10 protein-coding genes are annotated in these 12,927 nt (G+C 41.6%); all 10 read right to left on the bottom strand.

Going from position 1 to position 12,927, the window contains the following annotated elements; genetic code table 11:
- Positions 1-55: 55 nt before the first annotated feature.
- The 10 genes from bglB to EM808_RS22330 all read right to left on the bottom strand — a co-directional run bounded on the left by bglB (position 56) and on the right by EM808_RS22330 (position 12,913).
- A complete protein-coding gene (bglB, locus tag EM808_RS22375; protein WP_182104119.1) occupies positions 56-1,156 on the bottom strand; it encodes a beta-galactosidase BglB in 1,101 nt (366 codons plus the stop codon).
- Between the two features lie 14 nt (positions 1,157-1,170).
- Positions 1,171-2,526 (bottom strand): family 4 glycosyl hydrolase, encoded by a 1,356-nt coding sequence (locus EM808_RS22370; protein WP_127740953.1) that lies wholly within the window; start codon positions 2,524-2,526, stop codon positions 1,171-1,173.
- Between the two features lie 14 nt (positions 2,527-2,540).
- Positions 2,541-4,526 (bottom strand): beta-galactosidase, encoded by a 1,986-nt coding sequence (locus EM808_RS22365; RefSeq protein WP_127740951.1) that lies wholly within the window; start codon positions 4,524-4,526, stop codon positions 2,541-2,543.
- A 42-nt stretch (positions 4,527-4,568) separates the two neighbouring features.
- Complete coding sequence (locus EM808_RS22360) at positions 4,569-5,228, bottom strand: rhamnogalacturonan acetylesterase (protein WP_127740949.1); 660 nt, start codon at positions 5,226-5,228, stop codon at positions 4,569-4,571.
- Positions 5,229-5,262: 34 nt separating this feature from the next.
- Complete coding sequence (locus tag EM808_RS22355; RefSeq protein ID WP_127740947.1) at positions 5,263-6,300, bottom strand: glycoside hydrolase family 88/105 protein; 1,038 nt, start codon at positions 6,298-6,300, stop codon at positions 5,263-5,265.
- Between the two features lie 17 nt (positions 6,301-6,317).
- On the bottom strand, positions 6,318-7,091 hold the full coding sequence (locus EM808_RS22350; RefSeq protein ID WP_375545207.1) for a carbohydrate ABC transporter permease: 774 nt from the start codon (positions 7,089-7,091) through the stop codon (positions 6,318-6,320).
- A gap of 127 nt (positions 7,092-7,218) precedes the next feature.
- On the bottom strand, positions 7,219-8,118 hold the full coding sequence (locus tag EM808_RS22345) for a carbohydrate ABC transporter permease (protein WP_127740945.1): 900 nt from the start codon (positions 8,116-8,118) through the stop codon (positions 7,219-7,221).
- Positions 8,119-8,182: 64 nt separating this feature from the next.
- Entirely contained in the window at positions 8,183-9,472 is a 1,290-nt protein-coding gene (locus EM808_RS22340) for an ABC transporter substrate-binding protein (RefSeq protein ID WP_127740943.1), read from the bottom strand.
- A 115-nt stretch (positions 9,473-9,587) separates the two neighbouring features.
- The gene (locus tag EM808_RS29685; RefSeq protein WP_127740941.1) at positions 9,588-11,150 is read right to left on the bottom strand and encodes a response regulator; all 1,563 of its coding nucleotides are present in this window, start codon (positions 11,148-11,150) and stop codon (positions 9,588-9,590) included.
- A gap of 2 nt (positions 11,151-11,152) precedes the next feature.
- Entirely contained in the window at positions 11,153-12,913 is a 1,761-nt protein-coding gene (locus EM808_RS22330) for a cache domain-containing sensor histidine kinase (protein WP_235856688.1), read from the bottom strand.
- Positions 12,914-12,927: the final 14 nt, after the last annotated feature.

Below are 12,927 nucleotides of genomic sequence, written 5' to 3'. Positions count from 1 at the left end.
TTGTTGTTTTTCGGAAGCCCATGTGTATCCAAGGGCTTCCTCATCATACCTTTTATCACTGACAATCCTGCAGGAACTCAGCCAGACAGAGCACAGCAAGGGATTGCCCATATGGCATGGCGGTGATTCTGATATCTTTATAGAATTGCCGTGAATCTCCCATCCCTGTGCCGACAGAGACCTTCTGCAGCACGCCGTCTGTGTTTATCTCCGCTCTTATAGCCTCTATTGCCTTATAAGCGGTCTCTCGATACTTTTCTGCCACATAGCCCTTATGCACAGCCTTCAAGATTCCATAGGCAAACCCAGCAGATGCAGATGCTTCTAAATAGGAGGAACGGTCATCAAGCAATGTGTGCCATAACCCGCTGTCATGTTGCAGCTCGTAAAGTGCTTCTATTTGTCTGTTTAATGTATCAAGGAGGAAGCTGCGAAAGAAATCCCCTTCTTGTAATTCCAATATGTCAATCAGTTCAGGAATAGCAATTGTTATCCAGCAATTCCCCCTTCCCCACAGCGCCTCTGCATAATGATGATTTCCTTCAAATGTCCAGCCGTGGAACCATAGCCCTGATCGTCTATCTGCCAAGTATTTAATATGAATCAGAAATTGCTTTTTCGCTTCCTCTACATACTCTTTTCTATGTGTCAGCATCCCGATTTTTGCAAGTGGCAGGACGGTCATCATCAGCGTATCATCCCAAAGCTGATTTTTGTTTTCAGGACCGTATGTCATATGCTGAAGGCCGTCATCCTTCGTTCTAGGCATTTCCTTCATCACCCAGTTTGCCCACTCCTCCAAATACGGCAACAGGTTAGGATCTTGAGTTTTTTCATAAAGAAATGCCAGTGTTAAGAGCGGGGCCATTGTATTGACGTTTTTAGGTGGCACGCCTTCTGCAAATCTTGCAGTGAACCAGTCGTGAATTATCTGGATAGCATTCTCGTCCTGAGTGAGCTTCCAGTATTGATAGATTCCATATAAACCAACTCCCTGCGGCCAATTCCAAACATGCCAGCTTTTGTCATCTACAATTAAGCCATCAAAATTCAGTAAGTATTCTCCTGTGTCATCCTGTATTTTCGTTAAATTAGTCATTAACAGCTCAATTGTCTCGATTACCTGTTTTTTATCAGCTGCTGTTGTTTTTGTCATATATATCTCTCCTTTCACTGGTCTTGCTGCCATACGTCCATTTCTTCAAATAAGGAAACTGCATCTTCGTATGAAATAGCAGCGATAAGCGGATCATTAACAAAAGCATTGCGTGCCAGATTTTTGTCTTTTGTTAGAACAGCTTGTATGACTGCTTCCTGATTAAGAATATGCCTGTTCACCATATTAGCGACATCAAGGGGGATATCGTTTGTTCTCACAGGCTGGACGCTGTTTTTTCGGATTAAGGCATTTGTTTCCACGATAGCTTCATTGGGCAGGTTTTGAATTTGTCCTTTATTCGGGAAGTTAACATTCGTCACAAGGTCTTCTATTCCAAGCAATGCTAAGAGAATTTCGACACCTTCCTCCCCAGAGGGCTCAAGGACAATCTTTGTATCATCAGTAAAGACCTCTTCGTTTTCTGCTATCTTTCGTTGCTGGTCCTTCACACGAAAATCAACTGTTGTTAAATGAAACTTCCAATCATTTACGGTTTGCGGATTTTTCAAGTAAACAGGTGGCATGAATTCTGCAAGATGGCGATCTCCAGCGGCAGCGATTAACCGATATTTTCGAAACAAATCAAATTTGACCCGATTGCTTGAGTGGAATACACTTTCCTCCCATTTCCCTTGTTCCTTTTCAAAGCCTGTATGTACGTACTTCTCGGCAAACCGGGCATACAGAGGGAATAAATCGATATTTTGATAGGATGCTTCATTAATCCATGTAAAGTGATTGATGCCTGTTACACTTACCTTAATATCTTTACGGTTTTCGACTGTGACACCAAGCATTTCTTCTGCCATATTTGCCAACAAATGCTGTGTTTCAAAGACTTCATGGCAGCAGCCAATTGCTTTTATTTGCGGAAAGGCTTTATATAAGGTTCTTGTACAGACAGACATCGGGTTTGTATAATTAATGACCCATGCATCTGGACAATGCAGCTTAATCTGTTCGCCAATTTCCATAAACATTGGGATCGACCTGACAGCTCTCCTTATTCCACCAGGTCCAACCGTATCCCCAACAGATTGATAGATTCCATACTTCTCTGGAAAATGAACATCCATTGCCATGTCAGCAAATGTACCTGGGAGAATCGAGATAATCACAAAATCAGCATCTTTAAGTGCTTCCTCGATTGTTGGGATCGCTTCATACGTCCATTTTCCTGTTGCATCTGGATGGTTGGAAATGAGTGTCCCAATTCTTTGATTTGTTTTAGCTGCATTGAGATTAATGTCATAAAGAGCAATAGTACCTGACAGGCGCGGCTCTAAAGCAAGGTCATACATTAACCTTCTTGCCCAGCCTTGAGACCCGCCGCCAATATAAGCTATTTTAATAGTATTTGTAGCCATGTTTTTATTCTCCTCTATATAGATTGTAAGACTCGATAGTCATATTTCCCTAGCTTCCATTCTCCTGCAGGAATGTTCTCCTGTGTGATACAATCCCTAACAGCTTGCGGAACAGTAACACTCCCGCCTTTTCCATCCATATTGACAACAATCCAATATTTCCTGCCGTCCTGTTCTCTTGGTGCTACAATTGTTCCTTCCGTAGCTTTGATGTCTGCTAATACTCCTGCCTCCCTTGCATAGGTATGAATCATTTCAGTGAGCATTTTGCTGCCCTCTTCACCTGTTGGCAGGGAGCCAAGCATTACAAGCTTGCCTTTTCCAAGCTGTTTTTCTGTTAAAAATGCTTTCCCGCAAACAAGACCGCCTTTTATTGTGCCGATCACCTTGGCATCCTTCCCGTCAAAAACAGCACTCCATAATCCTAAACGAGCTGTTAAGCCGTATGCTTCTCCAACAGAGCCAGTGTTTTCAATAGGGAAGGTAAAAGCTGTCTCCATTCCCGCAAGCTCTTCTAATTTTCCTAAAGCAGCATCTGTATGAATCGTGTGATGCTCTGTTCTGCCGCCTGTCATCGGTCCAACAATCCAAACTCCGCCCTGTTCTACAAATGCTTTCGCTCTGTTTATGTAATCATCTGACAAATAAGGAACAAAAGGGGTAAGCAGCAGCTTGTAGCCACTTAGTTCTGCGCCTTCTGGCAGCAGGTCACGATGTATTCCGGCAGCTAAAGTATGCTTATAAATGTCGGTTATCAATTCTTTATAATGCAAGCCTTTATGAGGCTCTGTGTTTAGAAATATTTTGGCTCTGTCCGAATAGGTAATCGCGACCTCTGCTTGAAGAGGACGGGTGCTTGTTATGAATGGCTCAATGGCAATCCGAGCTTTTTCTGTCTCTAATACCTCCTCATAACCGACAGTCGGTTTTCCCCATGCACTTATAACCGAGCCATGCGGCTGTTCGCATCCAGCTCGTTGCTGGCGCCACAGCCAATAGCAAAACCCTGCTCCTCCCAGAGCGTAGCTTGCTACCGCTTCTGCTTTCAAGTAGCCCTTCGGATGCGGGGTCGCATAGCTTTCAAGGGAAGCGCTGTAGGATGGACTTGTTTCCATAATCCAAAAATCCTTGCCTTTTTTCAGGTTTCGCCATAAATCACAATTGAACAAGTAGGAAAAATAAGACGCTGCTGGAGCGTAAGTGTCAAAAGAAGCAAAATCAAGGTTTTGAAAGAGGCGCTCATTGTCGACAGCGAACATGATGGTGCTGTTATGAGTGATTGGTAATTGTGAATGCTCGCGGATAATTGCTGCTTGTTCTTCGGCAAATTCGGCTATTGCTTCTGTTGAAAAAAGCTGATACATCGTTTTTAAGGAGGAATTATGCAAAAACGGTACAGGGCCAGGCTGCGGCACCTGCTCGAAATGATGATAATATTCACTCCATATATCTGTTCCCCAGGCATCGTTTAATTGCTCCACATTGTGATAACGATGTTCGAGCCATTTATGCCATTGCTCTTTGCATGTAGCACACATACATTCGGCAACATGGCATTTAAATTCATTGTCTAGCTGCCAGCCAATAACACCAGGCATATCGCCTAAAGCTTTAGCAAGCTCATTGGTGAGGATTGCTGCACGCTTTCTGAAATAGGGATTATTCGTACAAATATGCTGACGGGAGCCATGAATCATTGTTCTGCCGTCTGCATCCACATACATTCGCTCAGGATGATTGTCAGACATCCATATTGGCGGAGTTGCCGTTGGTGTGCACATAATGACCTCAATACCATTCTCGTTTAGTAAGGAAATGATCTGCCGGAAAAAAGTAAGATCTATCTCTCCTTCTATGGGCTCCATTTTTGACCAGGCGAACTCCCCAATCCGAACGACGTTTATCCCTGTTTCCTTCATAAGGCGGATATCTGTAAGTATCGTCTTTTCATCCCATAGCTCAGGATAATAAGCCGCACCATGGTACAGTTTTTTTGCCATGTTTGTCATTCACTCCAATCTAATCTCTGGATATTAATTATGCTAACTAATGTTTAACCCAAGTTCTTTCATTCCTTCTAGAACGAGCCTGCAAATTTCAGAGGCGCCTATTGTGCAAAAATGGGTGTCATCCTGCAGACCCTCCGGATAATTTGGATGCTCCTTTGCGCCCAGCCAAACAAACAGCTCCTTCGATTTTTCCGGACCATAGCCTTCGTACAGATCTTTCGTTTTGACATGTAAATCAAGGAGCGGGACATCTATTTTTGCTGCCAACTGACGCATAGCATCTGGATAATCGCCAAGTGTATTTACCAGCTTCCCATCCTCACCAAATTTCCGTCTGTTTACAGATGTTAAGAAAACAGGGAATGCTCCTTTACTTTGTGCTGCTTCTACATATTTGTTCAGGCACGCTTGATAGGTAGTAAATGGATTGGTTCCATAGGATTTTTGGTCATTATGCCCGAATTGAATAAACAGATAATCGCCTGCAGCGATTCTTTCTTTTATTGTCTCAAGTCTGCCTTCCTCTATAAAACTATTAGAGCTCCTTCCTCCCATCGCTTCATTACATACTTCTACTTTCTCCAAAAAAGGCTGCAGCATTTGTCCCCAGCCTGCCATTGGCGCTTCATATGCAGGGCAGGCTGCAGCTGTTGAGTCACCAGCAATAAAAAGGCGGATTTTCTTCGTATTCACCCCTTTTGCCTCCTTTTATTCAATCGATAAAACGTTAAGCATACACACGCTTCGAGCTTTTCAAGAGCTGGGAGAGATAAACAAGAGCAAGGCCTTGTCCCCAGCCATGAATCCGTTTGAACGGGACTGCTTTATAGCCTGACGTGTCATCCATAACGGCAGTACCTGCAGACACATTCATTACCTTGCCTTCTTCTGTGATACGCTCTAAAATACTTGGAATTGCCTTTTGTGTATACTTGTTGTATAAAGAGCCTCGTGTTAATAAAGCAGCTAATATGCCGCAGGAGCCAGATACTTCTAGATAGGAGCTAGAATCAGTCAGAACTGTGTGCCAAAGACCTGAGTTTTCATCCTGCAGTCTTGCTAATGCACTTAACTGGTCCCTTAGTGAGCCATCGATGATCATAAAGGATGGATGTGTTACTTCAATCAATTCAAGGGCCTTTGCCATCGTAAGTGCTGCCCAGCCATTGCCTCTTGCCCAAAATACCCCAGACATATGCGATCTTTCGATATTATCCCAGCCGTGGTAGTATAAATCCGTTAATGGGTCTTGAAGTACGTCTTCATGGCCATGATATTGGCGCAGTCCATCGTTGAAATAGTCAATATTCCCTGTAAGCTTGCCGATTCTTAGCAAAAAAAGGCCTGCCATCATCATCGTGTCCACCCATGCCTGTTCATGAAAGATATAAGTGGTTGAATTAACTGTATGCTGGAGGATGCCATCACCAAAACGCTCTGCATCCTGTTGCAAAAATTCGGCAAGCTGAAGGGCGGTATCTAAGTATTTTTGTTCATTTGTGGCCGTATAAAGGGAAAGAAGTGCATGCCCCATGGAAACACCGTTGACAGACAGCTTAGGCAGTCCATCCTCCAGTCTTTCATCCATCCAGCTTTTTAAGAGATCAAGATACTCTACTTTTCCGGTCGCCTCATACGCTTCTGCCACCCCGTAAAAAGCGACACCTGCTGGCCAATCCCAATTAAAATCCATTTGAAACGTCTTACTAACAACAGCATCTATCGCTTCAAGGACACTGTTTTCATCAAAAACAAGTGCTGGCATAATTTCACTCCTCCTAATTATTTTAATCCGCTCGTGCTAATACCTTCGACAATATACTTTTGGAACAAGAAGAAGATAAGGACAACTGGCAACAGTGATACGACAGACATCGCGAACATCGCACCCCAGTTAGAGGCTGTTTCCGAATCAAGGAAAAGCTTTAAGGCAAGGGAAACCGGATATTTCTCTGGACTGTTTAAATAAAGGACAGGGTTGATTAAGTCTTCCCATTTCCAGTAAAAGGAGAAGATACCTGCAGTCGCAAGTGCTGGTGTAATCAACGGTAAAATGATTCGGTAAAAAATGCTGAATCTGCCGCATCCGTCAATTCTGGCCGCTTCATCAAGCTCAAGCGGAATATTGCGAATGAATTGAACCATAAGGAAAATAAAGAACGCATGACCAAAATACTGTGGAATAACAATTGGCTTAATGGAATTGAGCCAGCCTAGCTTGGCAAAAATAATGTATTGAGGAATCATGATGATTTCATGTGGAAGCATCATCGTCACCATCATACAGGCGAACCAAAATGCTTTCCATTTAAACTGAATTCTCGCAAAACCATACGCAATCAGAGCGGATGAAGCGACGGCACCAATTGTGGACAAGCCGACAATCACAAGGGAGTTTTTAATGAATACACCAAAGGACTGTCCTGCAATGCCCTCCCAGCCTGCTGCATAGTTGCTCCAAATAAACGGCTTTGGGATAAGGGAATGGGCTGTTATAAACACTTGTGAGCTTTCTTTAAAGGAGCTCATTAATAGCCAGATAATTGGATAGAGCATAATTAGTGCGAATCCGCCTGTAAGAATGTGATAAATCCACTTTCTAGCCTTAAAACGAGGAGTCTTATACGATATAACCGGATCAGTCATGATTGGGCCCGTATCTTTAGTGACTGTTTTCATGTGATTAATCCTCCTTCGATTCGTAATGAACCCAGAATTTAGACGTTTTGAACAAAATAAGTGTTAATATACCAACAATGACGAGCAGCACCCATGCCATCGCAGATGCATAGCCCATTTGAAAGAAGTTAAACGCCTTTTGAAAGATATACAGGGAATATAGAAGTGTGCCATCAAGCGGTCCACCTTCCCCCTTTGTGATGATGTATGCTGGAGTGAATGTCATAAAGGCTGAAATCGTCTGCATCACAAGGTTAAAGAAAATAATTGGGCTTAATAGTGGCAGCGTGATTTTAAAGAAAACTTGAAATCTGTTAGCACCATCTACATTTGCCGCTTCATGATAGGAAGGCGGAATGTTTTTTAAGCCTGCCAAAAAGATCAGCATCGAGGAACCGAATTGCCAAATAGCAAGGAAAATCAGTGTCCATAACGCTTTTGTCGGGTCTTGATACCAAAGGATTTTCTTATCAATACCAAAGAAAAACAGCAGGGCATTCAGTGTTCCTTCATTACCGAAAATGTTTCTCCACATGATCGCAACAGCAACACTTCCTCCGATAATGGAAGGCAGATAGAAAAGGGTGCGATAAAGTCCGACTGCCCTAGAAGCCTTATTGAGAAGCATGGCGACAATCAGCGCGAAAATCAGCCTGAGTGGCACGCCTGCAAATACGTACGTAAAGGTTACCTTCAAAGATTGCCAAAACTTTTCATCTCCTGTGAACATTTCCTTGAAATTATCCAAGCCAATCCAAACTGGTGTTGAAAATAAATCGTAGCTTGTAAAGGATAAGTACAAGGAAACGGCCATTGGAATAATGGTAAATGCCATAAAACCGATAATGAACGGGGATATAAATGCATAGCCTGCCAGATTTTCACTTGCGAGCCGTTTTTTCATGCGGTTCAACTCCTCTACGGAACTTAGCAGGAAAGGAGGAACATGTAATTCCTCCCTTCTTGCCTTACTTGTTTCTTGCTAATATTTCTTCTGCTTTTGTGCGGAACGTTTTTGCCCCTGCATCAGGAGTGATTTTCTTGAACAGAATTTGTTCTGATACATCTTTTAGTGCCTTCATCACTTCGGCGCTGCCTAGTGGGTCAGGTGGATCAGCCTTGCTTGCGTTTTGAGAAGCCCTTTCCACATATTCAAAGATTTTTGTCTCTTCTTCCGTCAATTCTGGCTTGATTGCTTCTATGACTTTAGAAGAAACAGGTACACCTCTGTCGCCTTTGATTAATTTGTTTGCTTCCACATCGTTCACGAAGAAATCAATAAATTTAGCTGCTTCTTCTTTATGCTCTGAGCTTTTTGGAACAGAGAAATACATGCTTGGCTTCAGGAATAAAGCCGTATTATCTGCTTGCTCTGGTGGAAGATTTAACGAAAGCGGTGAATCTGTTAATTGAGCAAATCCTAAATATTGGTTCGACCAGTTCCAAGTCATTGCCGCATTGCCCTTGACGATAAAGTCATCTTCGAGTCCTTTAACCTGTGCTTGCACATCTGGTGTTGGGAATGCCTTTGCATCAACTAAATCCAGCTGCATGTTGAAATAGTCTACAAATAGCTGGTCATCTTTATAGGCCAAACCATTGCCTGCTTCATTGTAGAAGCGCTCGCCTTGTGTTCTTAAATAATATGGGAAGAAGACATCTGCCGGGTTCATGCCATTTGTGCCGTACTTGTCTGTTGATTTTTGCACATCTGTTGCCATTTGCACGAATTGATCCCATGTCCAAGCTTCATCATTAAGCTCAACACCAGAGTCTGTTAACATATCATCATTTGTAATAACAGACAGTACGTTAGAGCCTAGGTTAAAGCCATATAGATTATCGCCGATTTTCCCGCCAGAAATGGTATTCTCATCAATCGAGCTGACATCAATCGTTCCGTCCTCTGTATACTTTGTTAAGTCCTCAAGCTGTCCTTTTTCTCCGTATTGAGAAAGATAAGCTGTATCCATTTGAATGATGTCAGGAAGCTGATTAGCTGCAGCCATTGGCGCTAGCTTTTTCCAATAATCATCAAAGTTGGCAAACTCCGCTTCTATCTCTATATTCGGATGCGCCTTTTCGTACATTTCAATTACCTTCATTGTGTAGTCATGCCTTGGCTGTCCGCCCCACCATGCTACACGCAAAGTGATTTTGTCGTCTTTTCCGCCTGAAGTCTCTTTACCGCTTGAGCTGCATGCTGCCAAAGAAAAAAGCAAGATAAAACTTAACGCTATAATGCCAAGCTTCTTCATAAATTGCCCTCCTTTATTGAAAGTGCTTACATCCTTAATTTAATGCATTTTCACCGGATTCGTAATGAAAAAAACAGACTTCGATGTGTAAATAACAGAGGTGATTAAAACGCTTTCATATTTCGTTTAAGGTTTTTCGATATTCTGAAGGTGTGTAGCCTGTATATTTCTTGAATACTTGACTGAAATATTGTGGATTGTCACCAAAGCCAATCTGATCGGCTAAGGTCACCATTTTGACATCTTCCACATCTGTAATATAGGCAATAGCCTTTTCAATTCTCCATTTAGTCAAATAGGCAGAAAACCGTTCTCCAGTCTCTTGTTTAAATAATTTGCCTAAGTAGTCCGGATTCATATAAAGCATCTCATTTGCCACATTTTTAAGAGACAGCTCAGGATTAGCAAAATGTGTTTCAATAATATCGATTACCTTGCTAATTACAGACGATTGCTTGGACTTTAGGCGTGCTTTGTTTTTTTCCGCAAGTAGCGTGGCTACCGTATCTAAGTATTCCTTCATTTGCTGAACCGTCTTCATGGCCAGCAGCTCGGCAGTACCTGCATGCAAGTCAAGCTGTTTTTGTTTATCAACCGTTTGAATAATCGTTTTGTAAAGCTGGATACAATAGGATTTAGTCTGATGAATGCCAAGCCGCTCCCGACCCATTCGTTCAAATAGGTTATCTAGCTCTTTATGGGCTTCGTCCTCACTTCCAGCTTTAATCATGAGACAAACAGGCTGTTCGTCCATCACAAACTTTGTGGAACATTTTTGTGCTGTTTGCGGGTAAATATCTGTATTTGTTATGATTTTGCCTATCCCTACATAAAACTTGTGACCAATGTACTCAAGTGCCAGATTATATAAGGTTTTCACTGTCTCAACAGGAGCTGGTCCGCTTAGTGCGACTGTCATTTCGACACAATGACGAAAAGTTAGCTCTCTTTGCATGGCTATAATCTTGTTTTTAGATTCCTCTATCCCTGTCTCTGTATCCATTATGAGAATGGCATGCTTACCAATCACTGTATGGAGAACAAGATTTGGCAAAAAGTCTGAAGCAGTTTCAACTATTGATGATAAATGCTCATAAGTTACGTCACCCTCCATTTCAATAAGCACAAGCATGACTTGCTGCATGCGATCTGTAATGGCAAATAGATGCTCATAACGGGAGAAATCCGTTTTATCTCCAGTTCCTGTGAAGAGCTCTGACAATAGCTGTGCTTTCATAAAAGGTTGGATTTTTTCTAAATTTTCCTCTAAAAGCAGAAATTTTTCTTGCTGTTGCTTTTTCGCTTCAAGCTCCTTAATGATGTCTTGAAGGGCAGCTGTTATTTTCTCTTCATTACATGGCTTTAACAAGTAATTTTTAACACCATACAGCATCGCTTTCCTTGCATACTCAAACTCTCCAAAGCCTGACAGAAGAATGAAGCTGGTGGATGGAAAATCCTCATGAACTTTTTTTGCAAGCGCGATTCCATCCATTCCAGGCATCTTAATATCACTTATAACAATATCCGGTTTACAGGTCGATATTTTTTCGTATGCATCAATTCCATTCCTCGCCGTTGCCACAAGCTCTGTATTTAAAGAGCTCCAATTAATCACACTCGAAATACCCTCTACAATAATTCTTTCATCATCTGCCAATAATACTTTATAGGTCATCTCTAACACCCCTTTGTAATAGGTAAAATGACTGTTACAGCTGTCCCTTTCTCATTAAGATTCTCTATTTGTAACCCATACTGTTCACCGAATCCTAATTTAATGCGTGTATCAATATTATTTAGACCAATTCCTGTGCCTTTCGGTTTAATAATGCCTTTTTTTATGTATTGAAGTGTATTAGGATCAATCCCTGGGCCATTATCCTCAACCCGGATGTGCAGATTCTTATCTACAACAACTGCTTCAAGCTTAATAATCGACATTTCCAGCGAAGGCTCGACTGCGTGCTGAAAGGAATTCTCCAGAAGCGGCTGGAGAGTCAATTTCGGGATAGAAACACACATTACAGATGCTGGTATATCCATCTGAAATTCAAGGCGATCTCCAAAACGATAATGTTGAATAGTCAAATAGCTTTGGACAATTTCCAGCTCCTTTTCCACTGTAATAATATCTTCATTGAAGTTAATGGAATTACGCATTAAATGTCCAAGTGCCTCAACCATATTGGAAATTTGCTGCTGCTTGTTTGTTTTGGCAAGCCAGTTGACCGATTCCAACGTATTATAAAGAAAATGCGGGTTGATTTGTGCTTGTAATGCCTTGAATTCTGTTTCCTTTACGAGTAATTGCTTAGAGAAGTTTTCCTTTATCAGTTCATCAATGCGCTGAACCATCGTTTTAAAGTTACGATAAAGGGTTCCTACCTCATCAACAGGCATTTCATCTACTTTAAGTGCTTGGACTGCCATAAAGTCACCTTTTTGTACCTGCTGCATCGTCGTCGCAAGCCCCTCAATTGGGTTAGTAATTCTTTTTAAAAACTCGAATCCAATCGAAATTAACAAAATAAATAACAAGCTGAAAATAAGAATCATCGAATATTTGACTACTGTTATTTTTGAAAACATAGCGTTAAAGGGAATGACGTTCCAATAAGTCCAGTCTTCAAAATTAGTGGCAATATGATTAACAAAATATCTTTCTCCATTTATTTTTTCGATGCCATAGCCCTGCCCTTTTTTAGAATGGAAATTATATTCTGTTAAACCAGCCCTTTCTTTCTGTGAATAAAAGACTTGATTACTATTGGAGATGATAATATTGCCTCCTGCCTCTCCTTGTGATAAAGGAAGGCCTGTGACAATTTTATCTAGGTTAACTCGAATTACTAATTTACCTAATTTTTCGAAATTTAAGTTCTCATAGGAGCGAAGAAGACGGACAGATGTTAAAAGTTCATTTACACCGTCCATTTCCATCCAATAATTTTTGCCTTCATATTTATCTGCTTGATATAAAGCCAGACGCTTTTCCTTTTCACCAAGCGGTTTGGAGCTGGAGCCTGCTAGAAACTCTCGGCCGCTCGAATCGTATATATAGATAGAGTGAATATATTTCTCTGAACTGACATAACTGGCCAATTCTTCCTCTAACTTTTGTTCTAACCGGTATATATCATAGTGTGTTACATTGCCTTGCAGCTCTTGCAGGGCAGATTGGATTTGCGGATCTACCGCAATATTAAAGCTTGCCTCTTCTACTCGTTCGAGCTGTTCTTCAATGCTGTTAGACGACATCATTAACACCTGCGACGATTTAGCATATATTTGTTCATCATAAAGTGAGAAGGCATATTGCAAACCAATTAACACAAGTGCAAGGGTGACAACCATCAACAGCGTGATACGGATTAAGAGCTTAACATTAAGCTTGGAATTTTGATAGGTTGCTATTAATTTGGACCAAGTTTTTTTCATGTGAAAGCTCCCTT

The sequence above is a fragment of the Niallia taxi genome (genome assembly GCF_004005475.1).
GTDB classification, from domain to species: domain Bacteria; phylum Bacillota; class Bacilli; order Bacillales; family Cytobacillaceae; genus Niallia; species Niallia taxi.
The sequence above is the reverse complement of the archived record's forward strand: the minus strand, read 5'-3'. Positions and strand labels throughout refer to the sequence as shown.